General features: G+C 66.5%; 7 protein-coding genes, 1 tRNA gene and 2 pseudogenes. 3 read left to right on the top strand and 7 right to left on the bottom strand.

Annotated elements, in window-relative coordinates; translation table 11 throughout:
* Positions 1 to 177 precede the first annotated feature (177 nt).
* Positions 178 to 248, bottom strand: a tRNA-Val gene (locus ACOQPE_RS12790).
* A gap of 290 nt (positions 249 to 538) precedes the next feature.
* On the opposite strand from ACOQPE_RS12790, the gene ACOQPE_RS12785 reads away from it, so the two are divergent.
* A complete protein-coding gene (locus tag ACOQPE_RS12785; RefSeq protein ID WP_420609281.1) occupies positions 539 to 2,233 on the top strand; it encodes an ATP-binding protein in 1,695 nt (564 codons plus the stop codon).
* A gap of 59 nt (positions 2,234 to 2,292) precedes the next feature.
* On the opposite strand, the gene ACOQPE_RS12780 is transcribed toward ACOQPE_RS12785, so the two are convergent.
* Positions 2,293 to 10,767: a Calx-beta domain-containing protein gene (locus ACOQPE_RS12780; protein WP_420611393.1), complete on the bottom strand. Its 8,475-nt coding sequence runs from the start codon at positions 10,765 to 10,767 to the stop codon at positions 2,293 to 2,295.
* Between the two features lie 423 nt (positions 10,768 to 11,190).
* On the opposite strand from ACOQPE_RS12780, the gene ACOQPE_RS12775 reads away from it, so the two are divergent.
* Both ACOQPE_RS12775 and ACOQPE_RS12770 read left to right on the top strand, forming a co-directional pair.
* Positions 11,191 to 11,760: a hypothetical protein gene (locus ACOQPE_RS12775; RefSeq protein WP_420609280.1), complete on the top strand. Its 570-nt coding sequence runs from the start codon at positions 11,191 to 11,193 to the stop codon at positions 11,758 to 11,760.
* A gap of 138 nt (positions 11,761 to 11,898) precedes the next feature.
* The gene (locus ACOQPE_RS12770) at positions 11,899 to 13,290 is read left to right on the top strand and encodes an ATP-binding protein (protein ID WP_420609279.1); all 1,392 of its coding nucleotides are present in this window, start codon (positions 11,899 to 11,901) and stop codon (positions 13,288 to 13,290) included.
* A gap of 67 nt (positions 13,291 to 13,357) precedes the next feature.
* Here ACOQPE_RS12770 and ACOQPE_RS12765 read toward each other — a convergent pair whose 3' ends face one another.
* From ACOQPE_RS12765 to ACOQPE_RS12745, 5 genes and pseudogenes are all read right to left on the bottom strand, one after another.
* A complete protein-coding gene (locus ACOQPE_RS12765; protein ID WP_420609278.1) occupies positions 13,358 to 14,509 on the bottom strand; it encodes an ABC transporter ATP-binding protein in 1,152 nt (383 codons plus the stop codon).
* A pseudogene (locus ACOQPE_RS12760) lies at positions 14,506 to 15,159 on the bottom strand (oligopeptide/dipeptide ABC transporter ATP-binding protein); the annotation flags it as partial. The gene ACOQPE_RS12765 and the pseudogene ACOQPE_RS12760, both read right to left, overlap by 4 nt.
* A gap of 684 nt (positions 15,160 to 15,843) precedes the next feature.
* A pseudogene (locus tag ACOQPE_RS12755) lies at positions 15,844 to 16,218 on the bottom strand (ATP-binding cassette domain-containing protein); the annotation flags it as partial.
* A 55-nt stretch (positions 16,219 to 16,273) separates the two neighbouring features.
* Positions 16,274 to 17,104 (bottom strand): ABC transporter permease, encoded by an 831-nt coding sequence (locus ACOQPE_RS12750; RefSeq protein WP_420609277.1) that lies wholly within the window; start codon positions 17,102 to 17,104, stop codon positions 16,274 to 16,276.
* Entirely contained in the window at positions 17,097 to 18,236 is a 1,140-nt protein-coding gene (locus tag ACOQPE_RS12745) for an ABC transporter permease (protein ID WP_420609276.1), read from the bottom strand. Before ACOQPE_RS12745 ends, ACOQPE_RS12750 begins: the two co-directional genes overlap by 8 nt.
* Between the last annotated feature and the right edge of the window lie 42 nt (positions 18,237 to 18,278).

Below are 18,278 nucleotides of genomic sequence, written 5' to 3'. Positions count from 1 at the left end.
GACGCCCCAACAGGAGACAGCGACAGCGCAACGAGAACAACAGCAACCGAAGCAACAACCAGACCCGTGAACCGTCGTGGCATCAGCATCCGAACCCCCGTTCCACACAGGTGCTGAATCAACCGAGATGCTTGCACACATCATCGAGCAAGGAATTCACGGCCCGGCACCTATCGGTGGGCGCTGCAGGACTCGAACCTGCGACCCCCTCCTTGTAAGGGAGGTGCTCTCGCCATCTGAGCTAAGCGGCGGGACGACCCGACAGGCCGATCACGGCCCGCTCGCCGCCGACGCGCCAACGATCGAAGGCTGCCAGCGCTGGCTGAACGGCGTCGGCAGTTCTCGTCTCCAGTTTCTGAGAGTTTTATTGTCTGTGCTGTTTCTCAAGAAACTAAAACTTTGGCAGACGGCCATGGCTGGCATCCGACTCGTCATGCCGGACCCAGTTCAGCCTGATGCGACAGATGCTGCCCGCGTCAGTTTATTCAAGGGTCCCGAGAGTTTTAGTTCAATGCAAATTGTCAGTTAGGCTAAAATTATGGCGACGGAACGTGTGCCGGATGAGGTGCTTGAAGCGCTGGAGGCGATCGGGCGTGGGTCGAAACCCGGTGACCTCGAGTCGGAGACTCTGGAGTTCAAGTCGGCCCGCGGCGGCGCACGAAAGACTCGCATGGCGCTGGCCGAAGCCGCTGCGTGCCTGGCCAATGGCCACGGTGGTTCTGTGGTTCTCGGAGTCGACGATGACCAGAGTGGTGCAGCGGCATTCTCGGGCACCGATCTCGACGAACTGGAGGCGCGCCGCTACATCTTCGAGACGGTGACGCCGGGCCTCACGGTGGGCCTCACCGTGCATTGGCACGACGAGGGGAGGCTGCTGGTTGCGCACGTGCCAGTCGGCGCGACCGTGCATGGCGTCGCCGGCAGAGTGACGCGACGCATCGGGCGCAGCTGCCTCCCGCTGGCCCCCGACGAGATCGCTGCGCTCCACAGTGAACGGCACGGAGTCGATCCGTCGGAGGCACGCAGCGGCCGGACCGTCGAGGATCTTGACCCGGTCGCGATGGAGGTCGCACGCGGGGAGTTGCGGCGTCTCGGCGGCGAACGAGAACGCTGGGCCGAACTGCCCAACGCCGAACTGTGCTCAACGATGGGCTTGGCTTCGCCCGACGGAGGGCTGTACATCGCAGGCGAGCAGCTGCTCTGCGCGACAGGCGAGGAAGTCGTCGTCTACCAGCACCGCCTCAGCGTCGGCAGTCCGCCCGACGCAACGGAGCGCATCGCCATGCCGTTGCTGCCGGCGTTCGGCCGCGTGCTCGAACTCGTCGCCTCCAGGAACCCCTTCGAGCCGCTGCTCCTGCCGAACGGCCAGCAAATCCAGATGCACCGCTACCCGCCCGGATCGATACGCGAAGCCGTTGCCAATGCTCTCGTCCACCGCCGCCTCGATATCGCCGAACCCGTACGGGTCGAGCACTTCGACGATGCGCTGTCGGTCACCTCGATGGGGCCATTCGTCAGCGGCGTGACCGAGCACAACATCCTCTCGACAACATCTCGCCCCCGCAACCGGCTCCTCGCACGTGCGTTTCGCGCGTTGGGCCTGATCGAAGAACTCGGCACCGGGATTGCGCGGATGTACCGGTCGATGCTGAGCCTTGGCAAGCCGCCCCCATCAATCTCGGGTTCGGCGGAAGCCGTGCGGGTGCAGTTCGATGGCGGTCCTGCCGAACCTGATTTTGCCTCGTGCGTAGCGCTCCTCAAGGATGCGCAGCGCAACGATGTCGAACTGCTGCTGGTGCTGCGCCGGCTCTGCGCGTCAGGCACCGTCGCGCCGACCCAGATGGCTCAGGCCTTCCAGCGTCCCGAGACGGACGCAGCCCGAGCAATGCAGCGCATGGCCGCCGACGCCCGACCGCTCATCGAACCATCGCACGCCAGAACGAACGGGCCCTCAACCCGCTACCGACTCACCGCAGAGGCAGCCCGAGGCTTGGGCTCTGCTGTGCGTCGCTCTCGGCGGGACAGCAGCGAGATCGAAGACACCATCGCCGCTCACGTGAACAAGCACGGCCGCATCAACAACCAGGTCGTGCGCAACCTCCTCGGCGTCGGCACACCAAGAGCATCGGCCATCCTGCGCGAACTCGTCGATCGCGAAATGCTCGAACGGACCACTGACGCCCCACGCGGCCCCAGCGTCGCCTACGGCCCCGGACCTCGCTTCGAGGTCTAGGAGACTGCTGATTTATTCGGCCGGACTTCCGCCCGGCATCTACTGACTCAGCTCGCCTGTCAGTCGTTGTCGGTGATGGTGCCGACGCCTTCGCCGTCGGCGACTGCTGCTTGGGCTGCGGAGTACAGCACGACTCTGAACGTCTCGTCGTCTTCTGGGCTGCTGTCGTCGACCGCTGCCACCGTGATGGTCTTGGTTGTCTCGCCGGGTCTGAAGGTCAGCATCCCGTAGGCCTGCGCGAAGTCCGCGAAGGTCGCCGACAACTCAGCCCCGAACGCAGGTCGCGCGTAATAGTGCACCCACACATAACGGCCGCTGGCCGGACTGAGCGTCACCGTGAACGTCAGCGTGCCGCCCTCGCTAGCCGACGCGTCGCTGATCGACAACGACGGCGTCGCGTTCGGCGGCGGGTCGTCGTCATCTGCCACCGCCACCGCGGCTGTGCCCGCCGACGGGGACACGGTGTAGCCGCTGCCCGAACCCACCGTCGCCGTGACCGTGCCGTCGGCCTCGTCGGTGCTATCGCCGGTCGTGGCGACGGTCAGGGTGACGGTGCCCGAAGTCGGGATGGTCACCTGACGCGACCCGGCCGCTACGCCGTAATCGCCGACCTGAGCGATGGTCACCTCCACCGTCAAAGCCGCCGACGGCGCAGGGTCAGCAGTGACCGTGAACGTCGCGTCGCCGCCCTCAGTCACCCCGCCGCCGGCCGTGACGCTCACCACAGGGTCCACCGCAGGCGGCGGAGGCGGGTCGTCGTCATCGGCCACCGCCACCGTCGCAGTGCCCGCCGACGGGGACACCGTGTAGCCGCTGCCGGCGCTGACGGTCGCTGTGACCGACCCGTCGGCCTCATCGGCGGTGTCGTTCGCCGTCGCCACGGTGAGCGTGACACTGCCGCCGGTGGGCACCGTCACCGTCCGAGAGCCCGGCGACACGCCGAAATCGCCGACCTGAGCCACGGTCACGTCCACTGTCAGCGGCGCCGTCGGCGCGGGGTCCGCAGTGACCGTGAAGGTCGCGTCGCCGCCCTCGGTGACCCCGCCGCCTGCTGTGATGCTCACCTCAGGATCAGCCACAGGCGGAGGCGGCGGGGCGGGGTCGTCGTCGTCTTGGACCGCGACCGTGGCCGTGCCCGCTGTGGGGGACACGGTGTAGCCGCTGGCGGCACTGACGGTCGCTGTAACCGACCCGTCGGCCTCATCGGCGGTGTCGTTCGCCGTCGCCACGGTGAGCGTGACACTGCCGCCGGTGGGCACCGTCACCGTCCGAGAGCCCGGCGACACGCCGAAATCGCCCGACTGCGCGACCGACACAGTGACCGTCAGCGGCGAAGACGGTGCGGGATCAGCAGTGACCGTGAACGTCGCGTCGCCGCCCTCAGTGACACCGGCCCCGGCAGTGATGCTGATCTCAGGCGTCACCGCCGACGGGTCGGCACACTGTCCGAGAGCTTCGAGAGTGCGGGTGACGCGGTCCCAGCGGCCGGGGATGAACACGCTCTCATTGGCACGGGACTGCTCCACTGTCATCGGCGTCTCGCCGGTGTCTGTGCCCAAAGCGGCCAGCACCCGGTTCCACCGCAACACGTGCGCCGACCCCGAATGGGCGTCACGCCAGCCGGTCACCTCTGACACCGTCACCGCATCAGACGGCAAAGACGGCACACACACCGACACCGGCGGGACCAGGCTGTCGTCGTCGGCCACCGCCACAGACGCCGACCCGCTGCTGGCCGACACCGTGTAGCCGCTTCCGGCGCCGACGGTCGCGGTGACCGACCCGTCAGCCTCGTCAGTCGAGTCGTTGGCCGTGGCCACCCTCAGCACAGCGCTGCCCGACGTGGGAATCGTGACCGTGCGCGATCCCGGCGACACACCGAAATCGCCCAACTGGGCGACCGCCACGGTCACGTCCAACGCCGCCGACGGCACCGGAACCGCAGACACCGTGAACACCGCGTCGCCACCCTCGGTGATCCCGCCGCCCGCAGCGATAGCGACCTCCGGGTCCGGCTGGACCACCGTCTGCGCCGGAATGCCAGCGACCGTCAGCGTGAACGACCCCGGCGTCGACGCGTGAAACGTCGTCGCCTCGATCGTGTAACCGCCCGCCCCCAGCGTCCGACTGATCCGCGAGTCAAAGCTGCCGCCGCCGTCATCGTCAGACGCCACCGCAGCACCCGACCTCTGGCCCACACCCCGGCGCAGATACAAATACGTGTCAGCCGACGACTCCAGATCGATCGTCACCCGGCCCGGGCTGTCCAACGAGAACGAAAAGAACCGCGCAAAACGGCCCGCACGCGCCGACGAACCGCACCCCGCAGCCCACTGCCCGGTGACGCTCCCGTCGCCCGACAGCACCGCCACGCACGGATCGGCCACCGGCACCGCATCATCGTCATCAGACACCGCCACCGACGCCGAACCCGCCGCCGCAGAGACCGTGTAGCCAGCGCCGGTGCTGAGGTTCGCCGTCACCGACCCGTCAGCCTCGTCCGTCGAGTCGTTCGCCGTCGCCACCGTCAGCGTCGCGGTCCCGGAGGCGGGGATGGTCACCTGACGCGAACCGCCAGTGATGCCGTAATCGCCGGTCTGGGAGACCGACACGGTGACTGTCAACGCAGCCGACGGCGCCGGAACAGCAGACACCGTGAACACCGCGTCGCCGCCCTCGCTGATACCGCTGCCCGCCGTGATGCTCACCACCGGATCAGACACCGGCGGATCGTCGTCATCTCGCACCGCGACCGCAGCCGTGCCCGCAGTCGCCGACACCGTGTAACCGCTTCCTATGCCGACGGTCGCAGTGACCGACCCGTCAGCCTCGTCAGCGCTGTCGTCGGCTGTAGTGACCGTGAGCGTCGCCGTGCCTGACGTCGGGACCGTGACCGTCCGCGAACCCGGCGTCACGCCGAAGTCACCAGTCTGGGCGACTGCCACAGACACATCCAACCCCGCCCACGGCGCAGGACTGGCAGACACCGTGAACACCGCATCGCCGCCCTCACCGACATCAGCACCCCCAGCGATGCTGACCACAGGCACATCGTCATCAGCCACCCCAACAGACGCCGACCCGACCGTTGCGGAGACCCTGTAGCCCGAGCCAGCACTGACCGCCGCAGTGACCGACCCATCGGCCTCATCAGCCGAGTCGCCGGCCGTAGCGACAGTCAAGGTCGCGCTGCCGGTAGTGGGGATCGTCACCGTATGCGACCCCGGCGACACACCGAAATCCCCCGACGCAGACACCGCCACGGTCACAGCCAGCGCGGCTGTCGGCGCCGGGTCGGCGGTGACCGTGAACACCGCAACACCGCCCTCGTCGATGTCGACGCCGGCTGTGATGCTGACCTCGGGCGGCGGGGGATGGCATGACATGGCGGCGTTGATGGGCACCCAGCCAGGCCACGACTTGCCGTCGCTGAACGCCTTCACCGCCTCAGGAGTGGTCGACGCAGAAACAGTGCCGCCCGGCGGCGCAGGCAACGGATCAGCCCCCAGATAAGCCAGGACCTGCCAGAACACAACCTCGTTGCCGCCATTGTTGTCGGTGTGCCACGCAAACGCAGCACGCGCCCGGCTGATGGCATCCGCAGTGTCACACAGCGGATCGTCATCGTCAGCGACTGCGACAGTCGCTGCGCCTGCCGTCGAGGAGATGGTGTAGCCGCTGCCGGTGTCGATGGTGGCAGTGACCGATCCATCAGCCTCGTCAGCGCTGTCGTTGGCTGTGGTGACGGTGAGCGTGGCAGCGCCCGAGGTCGGAATCGAGACGGTCTGCGCAGTCGGCGTAACCCCGAAATCGCCGGACTGCGTGATCGCCACGGTCACGTCCAAGGCCGCCGACGGCGCCGGGTCGGCAGTGACGGTGAACACCGCGTCGCCGCCCTCGGTGATTCCGCTGCCGGCAGCAATGCTGACTTCCGGTCCTGTCGGCTGTGCGGTCAAGCCGCTCACGGTGAGGGTGAAATCGCCGCTGACGGCTTGGTCGAAGGTCGTGGCCTCGATCGTGTACCAGCCGGCAGCGAGCGTCTCGCTGATACCGGCGTCCGTGCTCGGACTGCGGTAATCGTCGTTGGAGTGCAGTGCGGTGCCGGTCTGCGTGTCCTCGCCTGCTCGCAAATAGAGGTAGTTGTCCTCGAACGACGCCAACTCGATGGTCACCGCGCTCTGCTGCGACAGGTTGAACGAGTAGAAGCGGGCATACCGGTTGGTGCGGTCAGTGGATGCGCAATCCGAGGTCCACCTGCCGTCCACACTGCCGTTGCCGCTGAGCCGCACCGAACAAGGCGCACCGCCGTCGTCGTCCGCCACCGCCACCGTCGCCGACCCGCTGGCAGTCGACACGGTGTACCCGGCGCCGGCGGTCACCGTCGCTGTGACAGCGCCGTCGTACTCGCCCACCGAGTCGTTCGCGGTGGTGACGGTCAGCACGGCACTGCCGGTGGTCGGGATGGTGACGGTCTGCGAAACCGGCGAAACGCCGAAATCGCCCGCCTGCGAGACCGCCACCGCAACATCGAGGTCAGCCGAAGGTGCAGGATCAGCCGTCACCGTGAACGTCGCATTCCCGCCCTCGGTGATGTCGGCCCCCGCCGCAATGCTGACCTCCGGCGTTGCTGCCGGAGCGGGAATACCGCTGACTTCCAGGTCAAATCTCCCGGACTGGGCGCGACGATACGTCGTGGCCTCGATGGTGTACCAGCCGGAAGCGAGCGATTGGCTTATGCGTGCATCGGAACCCGTGCCGCCGTCGTCGTTGGTGTGCAGCGCTGTTCCTACCCGGACGTCGTTGCCTGAGCGCAGGAAGAGATAGCTGTCGATGCTTGACTTCAGATCGATGGCAATCGTGCTGCGCTGCTTGAGCTCAAAGGTGTAGAACCGGGCATAGCGGCCTTCTCGTGCGCTTGAAGTGCAACTGCTCGCCCATGCGCCCTTGGACGTGCCGTCGCCCGTCAGGTGCTCTATGCAGGTGCCGTTGTCCTCTGTGATTCCATCTACGACCAACTCGAACGCGCCCGTTGTGTCGGGCTTGTACGAAGTGGCCTCGATCGTGTAGGTGCCGGGATCAATTGTGCGATCGATCTTGGCGTTGAGCCAGCTGCCGCTGTCGCTGGCCACCAAGGCGCCGCTCTTGACGTCGTTGCCGCTGCGCAAGTTGAGGTAGGTGTCCCTTGTGTCCATTCCCCCATGGACGGGCACGGTCCCGTTCATCTGGATGGTGATTTTCCCCCGCTGGCTCATGGTGAACGTGTAGAAGCGGGCGTAACTGCCATCACGGTCTACCGACTGGCAACCGTCGAACAGCTCACCGGTCATGTTGCCGTTGCCGCTCAGCGTGATGGAGCACGGCGGGGCGCCGTCGTCATCGGCCACGGCGGATGTGGCTCGCCTCGCCGTTGACACCGTGTAGCCCTGACCGTCGTTCAGCGCGGCTGTCACCCAGCCGTCGTCTTCTGCTGTCGAGTCGTTTTGGGTCGTGAAGGTCAGCGTTGCTCGGCCGCTGGTGGGGATCGTCACCGTGGTGGATTCAATGCTCGGCGAGAAGCCGAAGGCGCCAAGCTGGGTGATATCCACAGGGATTTGGAGGTCGGCAGCCGGTGCGGGAAGAGCCCGCAGATTGAAGACAACATCATCGCCTTCGGTCACGCCGTCGGCAGCGATGCGGATGTGAGGAACAGTCGGCTGTGACGACGTGAGGCCGCTGGTCACGAGTGCGAACTTGGTGAGATGCGGGCCGCCGCCGTTGTTGTCCCACCCCAGAGTGGCTTCTATCGTGTAATCCCCAGGATCCAAGACGGCAACGATCTTCGAGTCTCGGACAGGTCCACTGTTGTCGTCCTCATAGAGCGCAGGCCCACGCAGGGTGCCGTTGCCTTGGCGCAGGTAGAGATACGTGCTCTCCTTGTAGCCGTCGTCGAAGGCGTTCATCTCGATGGTGACGACCCGCGGCTCGGCTACCGAGAACGTGAAGAAATTGGCGTGGGCGTCTCGAGTGAACGAATGACAAGCCAGAGTCAACTCGCTGTTCGTGGTGCCGTCGCCGGTGATCGGATCGGTGCACGGAGCGCCGCCGTCGTCGTCGGAGACCGCGACCGTGGCTGCGTCAGCAGTCGATGAGACTACATAAGCGGGCTTGCCGATCACTCGCATGGTGACCGAGCCGTCGTACTCCTCGGTCGAGTCGTTGTAGGTGGCGAGGGTCAGCGTGGCGGTGCCGGTGGCGGGGATCGTCACCGTCTGTGTGCGGGGGGTGATCCCCCAGTCGCCGTCAGCGGTGATCTCGACGGTTGCGGTCAGCGGCGACGGCGGCGCAGGAGTGGCCGTGAGGGTGAAGACGGCATTGCCGCCCTCGGTGATGTCGGCCCCGGCGGAGATGCCCACCTCAGACACCTCTGTCAGCCCGCCCGACACCGCCAGTGTGAAGGCGCCGGTCTGGCCCGTGGATGCAGTGGTGGCTTCTATCGTGTACGTACCCGCGGCCAGCGACGCGCTGATGCGTGCGTCGGCGCCGGTGCCGCTGTTGTCGTCGGTGTGCAGCGCCACGTCTTTCTGGTTGTTGTAGCCGTTGCGCAGGTACAGGTAGCCGTCGACGCTGGAGGACAGGTCGATCGTCACCGTCGATTGCTGTGAGATCGTGAACGTGTAATACCGGCTCGACTTCTGCGTGTGGACCGCCGACGTGCAACCCGACGTCCACGCGCCCGACACTGTGCCGTCGCCGTCGAGGCGGTCGACGCAGCCGAGAGGCGGCAGCTGCGCGAAGCCGTGCCCCCAAGTGTTGTTGGGATAGGGGTTGCCGCGCGGCGCGGCGTGTGTCTTGAGATACTCGGCGGTCTGCACAGCAGAGAACTCGGGGTTCTGCTGTCGGACCAGCGCAGCCAAGCCGGCGACATGGGGTGCGGCATAGCTGGTGCCGTAGTTGGTGCCGCTCACGGCCACATAGCCGTCCGCCCCCACGATGTCGGGCTTGACGCGGCCGTCGGGCGTCGGCCCCAGACTGCTGTAGGACCGAATGTCGCTGCTGGCGGTCGAAGCGGCGCCGACGGCCAGCACCCCAGCGTGGGGGCTGTCGGCCGGGCTGATCACACTGTGGCCGGTGGTGCTGTGAGCAAGCGAGCCGAACGTGGCCATCTGGATCCAGCCCGGCGCCGCGCCGCTCATCTTCTTCACCACGAACGCGTATGTCCCGGCGTGAGGGGCCGTGAACGACTTGAACTCGAACGGGAAGCTGTTTGAGGCACCCTTCTGCTCGTCGTTCAAGTTGTCGACCACTTGCTCCGACGCCGTGCCCGGGTTCTTGACAACCAGCAGCGCCAGGTCCTTGCTCGCTGTGCCCCACGCGTCATCCCAGCGCATGAACACCGCATCCTTGGACTCACCGGCATTCAACGTGAACTCTTGGTACTCATCGCCGGTCGCCCACTCGTGGATGTTGTCGTTGTCGGCATCGGTGAACGCCCCGAACCAAGTCTTGCCGTTGCGGTTGCCACCCGAGTTCACCCACACAATGCCGTTGTCGGCCGCCCACTTCACCGTTCTCAGCGGACTCGGATTCACCGGGGTGGTACCGTCGGCAGCACCGTGGAAGCTCCAAGAGGTCGAGTGGACGATCACCCCGACCCCTTGGTTCTTCATCCATTCCACCGACCGCTGCAAATCGCCCCAAGTGCGAGCATTGGAGATGTACAGGCTGGCGTCGGGCGCCACGTCCATCACGGTCGCGGCCACAGACATGCCGTGGCTGTCACCGCCCGCTTTGGCGCAGTCGTCGATGTCGCTGGTCGCCAGGGCCACCGCCTTGTAACAGCGCCCCACCACCGTGGCAGGCAGATCACCGCTGGCCATGGCCGACCGCAAGCCCGTGAAGCCGTCCCTCGCTGTAACTCCCGACGAGGCATCGATCACGCCGATCTTCACGCCGCCGCCGGTGATGCCCGCGTCGTGCCAAGCGTCGGCCAGGTGCGCAGCGACGCCGCCGCTGGTATAGCGACCCCTGTCCTTGTGCGGCACAGCAAGCTCCCGGGCCCAAGTGAGACCGGGGATCTGCGCCAGAGCGGCCAGCGCAGTGGAGGGCACGAACGCCTCGACATAGCCGTCGAACACATTGCGCACGTCGCCGCCGACGGCCGTGATCGCTTCGACGGCCTGCTCGGAGTCGCCGTCGAACGTGATCGACAGCCCGATCATCGCGGTGGCGTAGCTGCCGGATTCGCTGGAGTTCCCAGCGCCGCCCTCGCCGCCGACAGCCGACGCCGCGGCGACCGCCAACGCCGACAGACGGGCACCCAAATTGGGATAGGCCAAAGACGCCGCACCGGCCCCCGGATCAGGCTCGATGCCGCCCTCGAGCGTGCCCGGCTCCAAGCCCTCAGTCACGTCAGGCCCCGCGTCTTGCCCAGACCCGGCACCGTCGCCGCTGGCCTGCGCCGCCACCGCGGGCATCCCCGCACCCAGCACAGCAACCGCGATCGCCGCCGTCAGCACAGCAGCCCAAGCCGCTCGCATCGGCCGCGTCAGGCGCATTCTCACCCGCCGGAAACTCATCGGTCTCGCTCGAAGTCCCAGTCTCGATGCCTTCACTCACCGCCGCCCTTGCTGTGCGCTGGCGGCAGCGTCATTCCTGCCCGAAGAGAATACCGCTACGGCGAGCCCTTGGACAGCAGCGCCGGACGGGGCAGAGTGAACGCCAGAACACGCGCACGCGTTCGAAGCAGCCGCCATCGAGAACGCCGACGAGTTCCAACGGTGGTTGCGAGCAGTCAGTCATGATGGCCGGTCTCACAACGAAGCTGCCACCAATGGCGCTCGACCTCCGTCGTACACACTCGGCCTGAACCGTCCAAGATGATTCCACACATCATCGCGCTCTGAATTCGCCCGTCGAATGCTGCCACCCGGCGCTATAACCTCCGATCATCACCTCAGCGCCGCATGGGGAGCATCCCGATGGCAGCGATCGACATCTCCGGCTACATGGCGAGCCTGAAGGACCACGCCCATGCGCACGGCTTTCACATTCACGACGAGCGACAGTTCATCGAGACCTACAGCCTGCGCCAGACCTGGGAGGTCGATCTGCATCCGGCGGAGGCCTGCGGCGGACCGCTCGATTTGCACCTCACGCTGGAAGCCGATCCGCGTACGATGCTGTCATTCGAGGAGGTGCTGTGGGCGACGCCAGAAGACGAGCTGCCTCCCGATGAGTTCTGGCTGCCCCTGATGTTCACTTGGGCGCTCCCGCCACTGGATCACAGCCCCGACATGCTCGTGCTGGCGACCGACCTCGCCGGCCTCGGCGGCACAGCCCTGCCGGTGGAGGTGTCCGCCATCGATTCGCTCACATCGGTGACCGACGCAGCGAAACGGACGCTGATGATCGTGGCACGCAAGGAATTGTCGCTACAGGCGCTGCTGCAAGGCGAGGACGACATGTGCGAGCCCTTCGACCGGTGCACCAAGATCTGCGACTACCTGCTGCACCACGCACACGACTGGTACGAAGAAGTCCCCTCGTAGCGCCGCTTCGCTCCGGCTCGCCGCCTGTCCGTCTTCGCTGGCGCAAGCCGCCGGTCAGGGACCCACGGTCGACAAATTCTCCTTTTCTAAAGGCGTATTTTCTGATAAATTCTCCTTCTGAAAAGGAGAATTCTGGTCATGGCATCAACGGCGGACGGCAATCGGGGGCGGGCAGCAGTCACCGGCGGGCTCTCGTCGCGCTTGCGTCACGCCTTTCTTGCACGACTGGAAGAAGTGCATCGTCCGGCAGCACTCACACCACGTCGTGTCGCCGGCCGGTCCGCGTTCGCCGGCAAGGCCACTGCGGTGATCGGCATGAGACGCGCCGGCAAGACGACATACCTGCACCAGCTGCGTGCGGAACGCGGCTCTGCGGGTGTCCCAGCCACGCACCTTCCCTTCCTCTCCTTGGAAGACGAACGCCTGCGAGAACTCGACGGGTCAACGCTGGGCGCACTGATTGACGAGTACACCGACCGGCATCGGCTAGCAACCCACGCCGATGCGCACACACCGATGTGCTGGTTTCTCGACGAGATCCAGATCGTGCCGGGGTGGGAACGGCTCGTCCGGCGCCTGCTCGATGCCGATGGCACCGAGGTGTTCGTCTCGGGTTCCTCGGCGGCCTTGCTCTCGCGCGAAATCGCAACCGAGCTTCGGGGCAGAGCCTGGCAAGTGCTCATGAATCCATTCGGCTTTGACGAGGCATTGCGGCACCGAGGTGTGACGTTGCCCGAGACTCCCCCATTGCTGCCCCGCACCGAGCGGATGCGTGTCGAGGAAGCGTTCCTCGAATGGCTCGAGAGCGGCGGCTTTCCCGAAGCACAAGGACTCGATATCGCGACTCGGCGCCGATTGCTCACCGACTATGTCGACGTTGCTCTGCTGAGGGACGTGATCGACCGCTACGGCGTCACCAATATCGTCGGCCTGAGATGGCTGGCACGTCAGCTGCTGGCCAATGCCGGCGCAATGTTCAGCGTCGAGAAGTTCCACCGTGCATTGCGTTCCCAGGGGATCGCGATCGCGCGCGACACCGTGCACCACCATCTGAGCTGCCTGGAGGACAGTTTTCTGGTGCGGACGGTGTGGATGGAGACCGCATCGGTGCGCCAGCGGATGGTCAACCCCCGCAAGGCGTACCCCATCGATTCAGGACTCATCAGTGTCTACGACCGAACCGGGAGGGCAAACACGGGGCACGCCCTCGAGACGGCAGTCCTGATCGAACTGGAGCGTCGCGGGAGCGAAGTCACCTACGTCCGCACACCCCAGGGCTTCGAGGTGGATTTCCTGGCACGCCATCTCGACGGCACCATCGAGCTCATCCAGGTGTGCGCGGACGCGACAGAGGCAGCGACGGCAGATCGAGAACTCCGCGCTCTCGCCGCTGCCGGACAGGCCTTCCCGTCGGCCACACAGTCGTTGCTCACACTTGACCACCGGAGTCTTCCTGCCGAGGTGCCCACCGGAGTACGCGCCCAACCTGCGTACGAGTGGATCCTGGCAGCCGCCGTCGAGGTGGCGTGACTCACCCCAAGCTTGGCAACGGTCGCATTGGCGAATTCCCTGCGGTTCGCCTCGATGAGTGGTGCTGCTAGGCGCGGATCACGACCCCGGCTTCGCTGACCCGGCCTGACGCGAGGTTGCGCTCGAACGCCTCGGCCGCCTCGGGCGTGCCGACCGGGTAGAAGCAGCGGTACAGGTGCACGCCTGCCGCAGGGTCGGGCTCGTCGTCGTCATCACTGCCGCTAATGCTTGATCGAGCGGGTGCCGCCTTGGGCACCTCGATGAGCGCCGGTTCCTCGGCGAAGCACAGGTCTTGCGCGTACTTGCAGCGGGGAGCGAACTTGCATCCGGGCGGCAGATCGGTCATCCGGGGCGGCTGCCCGCCGATGATCTCCAAGCGCGCATGGCTGTCGTCGGTGACCTTGGGGATCGACCGGAACAGCGCCTCGGTGTAAGGCATCCTCATGTCGCTGAACAGCGTTGACGTGGGGGCGCGCTCCACGATCCGCCCCGCATACATCACGATGATCTCGTCGGTGCGGCCCGCCACGATGCCCAGGTCGTGGGTGATGAGCACGAGCGACATGTTGCGCTCGGCCCGCTGAGCTTCGAGCAGGTCCAGGATCTGCGCCTGAACGGTGACGTCCAGCGCGGTGGTCGGCTCGTCGGCAATCAGCAGGCGAGGGCTGCACGCCAAGGCGATGGCGATCACGATGCGCTGGCGCATGCCGCCCGAGAGCTGATGGGGGTACTCGTCGATGCGCCGGTGCGGCTCGGGAATGCCCACCTCTTCGAGCAGATCGAGCGCAGCGCTGCGCGCGGCACGCGCCGACAGGTCGCGGTGCACTCGAAGACCCTCGCCCACCTGCTTGCCGATCTTCATGACCGGGTTCAGCGAGCCCAGCGGATCCTGGAAGACCATCGCGAGCTGGGGTCCCCACATCTCGAGCAGCTCACGGCGGCCCAGCGACATCATGTCGATGCCGTCGAAGCTGACGTTGCCGGTCGAGGTCACCCGGGATTTGGGCAGCAGCCGCATGATGGATCGGGACATGACCGACTTGCCCGAGCCGGACTCCCCCACCACGCCCAACCGAGCACCCCGACGTAGCGACCAGTCGACCCCGTCGACCGCCACGAGCGGCCCCACCGGGGTGTGGAATGTGGTGCGCAGTTCCGCAACGTCAAGCAGCGGCGACTCGTCCAATCCCGCCAGATCCGGCGTCGAGGCGTCGCTCACGACCCGCCCCCAGGAGCCGAGGCCATCTCGACGCGCATAGGTGCCGTTTCGCCGACAAGCGGCGTGTGGCAGGCCACGAACCGCCCGGGTGCGATCTCTCGCATCTCGGGCTCTTCGTCGACGCAACGCTGCGCCGCATGCGGGCAGCGGGTGCGGAACCGGCAGCCCGACGGCGGGTCCATCGGCGAGGGCAGCTCGCCGCCGATGCGTCCCGACCCCAGCTCAGCCTCTGGATCAGGCTGCGGAATCGCCGCCAGCAGCAACTCGGTGTACGGATGGGCGGGCTCATCGAACATGGCATCGGGCTCGCTGACCTCGCAGAGCTTGCCCAAGTACATGACCGCCACCCGGTCGCTCACGTTCTTGACCACCGCCAAGTCGTGCGCGATGAACACCAGCGTCAGGCCCATAAGGTTCTTGAGGTCTTCGAGCAGGTTGAGAATCTGTGCCTGCACCGAGACGTCCAGCGACGACACCGGCTCGTCGCAGATGATCACCTGCGGCACGCTCACCAGTGCACGTGCGATCGACAGCCGCTGCGCCTGCCCGCCGGAGAACTCCCACGGCCGGCGGTCCATGGCGTCGTCGGGGTTGATGCCGACGTAGTCGAGCACCTCGCGGACGCGCGGCTCAGCCTGCTCGCGCTCCGCGTCGCGGTTCGCCCGGTAGCGCCGCAGCACCCATCGGAACAGCAGCACGTCGACCACAATGGAGGCCACGAGCACGATCAGCTTTGCGCCCGCGTCGAGACCGGCGATGTAGAAGACCTGCAGCACCACCATGGCGCTGATCGTGGTCGCTACCCCGCTTGCCCCTGCCCGCGCGGGCTTCGCGATCGACGCCCCAAGCCACACGACGAGCACGGCAGTGAGCAGGCTCAGCCCGCCGGAGTTCACCCACTGGGCCCAGCCGCCGAAGCTCGACCAGGTGCGCCACAGCAGGAACCCGCTGGCGGCGGTGGTCACCGCGACGCCCGCAATGCCGACCGGCGCCGACACGTCGCCAAACTGGCGCGACATCAGGCTGAAGGGCAGCATCAGCGCGAGCAGCACCCACGTCAGGCCCAACAGTAAGGCGACCGCGGCAGCCGCCAGCAGGATTGCGAGCGTCGGGAACCCAGTAATCGCTGCGGGAACTTCCGTCCAGCCCAGCCACGGCTCCGCGCCTCGCTCTTCGACCGCCTCCGAGAGGATCCACAGCACGAAGGCCACGGAGGCCAGCAGGCCCACGATCCGCATCGGCTTCGCCGCCCGCCTCAGCAAGCTCTGCAGCAGACCGCCGATGCGGTCCTGCCACATCGCCATGGCGGTTCTGCGCGCCACGTTCTCCAGAGCGATGAACAGCGGCTCGGCGATGATGTCACGCACCCGGCGCCGAGGGTTCAGCGACGAGATCGGGTCTTGGTAGATCATCTGCAGCCGTGGCCGCACCTCGCGCATCGCGTCGTCGTCGAGTTCGGTGAGCTCCCGGCCGGCGACCTGTACCGAGCCCGATGTCGGCCGTGGCAGCTGCAGGATCGCCCGCCCGGTCGTACTCTTGCCGCAGCCCGACTCGCCGACAAGGCCGAGCGTCTCGCCTTCCAACAGATCGAGCGACACGCCCGACACCGCGTGCACAGTGCGCCCGCCAGCCGCCGGGAACTCCACGACGAGATCCCGCGCGCTCAGCACGGCATCGGGCCGCAGGTGAGCGTCGCCGCTGCCTGCCATTACCGGCCCGCCCTCGCAACCGGGCCCTCACAGCCCTGCTCTCGCAGCGCGGCCGTCACAGCACAGCCTGCCGAGGCTCGAAGTACTGCTGCAGCTTGTCGCCCACGAAGTTGAGCGCCAGCACCGTGACGAACATGACGATTGCGGGCATCAGGCTGATGTGCGCGGCCACGTCGAGGTTTGTGCGCCCCTTGTTGATCATGTCGCCCCATGTGGGCGTGGGCGGAGGCACGCTGAGGCCCAGGAATGCCACCGAGCCCTCCACCACGATCAGACCGGCCATGATGATCAGCGAATAGCTGACCAGCGAGGGGGCCACGTTGGGCAGTACCTCGCGGAACAGCACGCGGCCGTCACGCGCTCCCAAGGTCTTGGCGGCCAGTACGAAGTCCTGATTGGCGATTGACAGCGTGGCGGCGCGCACCACCCGAGCGATGGGGGCGATCGACAGCAGCACGAACGTGAACACCAAGATGAAGATGCGCCGCCTCGCCTCGGAGTCCAGGAACAGCACCAGCGCCAAGAACAGGATCAGCGGCGGGATCACCAGCGAGGCGTTCATCGTGGCCGTGAGCCAGCGGTCGACCCGGCCGCTGTAGTAGCCCGACACCATTCCCAGCAGGCCGCCGATCACCAGCGCCAGCACGGTGCCCACGGTCGATATCACCAGGCTCACCTGGGCCCCGTAGATGACACGGCTGAATACGTCGCGGCCCACGCCGTCATTGCCGAACCAATGCGTCAGGCTGGGTCCCTGCTTGGACGTTCCGGCGAAGGTCTCCGCAGGGTCCTTGATGGGCAGGATGTCGGCGAACACCGCAGCGAACGCGAGCACAGTCAGATACGCGACCGCTATCCAGAAGAAAAATCCCAGCCGCTTACGCACGAGTGCCCACCTCCCTGCCGCGCAGCCGCGGATCCAAGGCCAAGTACAGGAAGTCGGACATGGTGAGCACTGCGATGTACAGCGTCGAAATCACCAGCACGCCCCCCTGCACAGCGATGAAGTCGCGCTGGGTCACGCCCAAGAAGATGTAGGCACCTACGCCGGGGATGGTGAAGATGAACTCCACAATCAACGCGCCGCCGATGAGCAGGCCTACCGTCAGGCCCACCACGGTCAGCAGCGTGAAGCTCGACGGCCGCAGCGCATGCCGCCACAGGATCCGTCGCGTCGGCAGCCCCTTGCTGCGAGCCAGGTCGATGAACGGCAGTCGCAGCGTGGAGATCATGTCGGAGCGGAGCAAGCGCATGAACACCGCAGCCTGGCCCATCGCCAGCGACAGCGACGGCAGCAGCATGTGCTTGAAGTGCAGCACGACGTCCTGGCCGAAGGGCACATAGCGCGCCGCCGGCAGCGCTCGGAATCCGATCTCGTTGCCGGCCACGCTGAGCCCGCCGATCGCCAGGAACAGCACGAGCATCACGGCCAGCACGTAGTTCGGCGTGGCCAAGAATCCCAGCATCGTGTGGTTGATGGACCGGTCGGTCTTGGTGCCTTGCCGGTAGCCGGCCCAGATGCCCAGCGGGATGGCGATGGCCAAGGCGATGACCACCGAGTACGCCATGATCTGCAGCGTCGGCGTCATGGAGCGTGAGATGCCGTCGGCGATGTCCTCTCGCAGCACGATCGAGCTGCCGAGATCACCGGTCAGCACGCCGCCCAGCCAATTGCCATAGCGGTTGAAGAACGGCTCGTCAAGGCCGAGTTCCGTGCGGACGATCGCGATCTGGTCGGCTGTGGCGGCGGGTCCCAGGATGTTGATGGCGGGATCGCCGGGCAGGCTCGCCATCAGCGCGAACACCACGAACGACACTCCCACCAGCACCGGGATCACGCTCGCTATGCGACGCAGCGCGTAGCGCCCATCGGCGACAGCGGCCCCGGAGATGCCGATGGCGACCAGTACCGCAAAGGTCCAGCTGAACGGCGGGCGCCAGAACCACGCCCAAGCGATCGTGGCGACGAGCGCCACGATCACCATGTGCCCAAGCTGGTCGCGGACGGCCTGCATCATTCCGGACGCGCCTCCCCCCGAGCGCTGTTCTTACACGAACTC

This window comes from Candidatus Poriferisodalis sp. (genome assembly GCF_965219595.1).
In the GTDB taxonomy this organism is placed as follows: Bacteria; Actinomycetota; Acidimicrobiia; order Acidimicrobiales; family Poriferisodalaceae; genus Poriferisodalis.
This window is presented reverse-complemented; position numbering and strand designations above follow the sequence as displayed.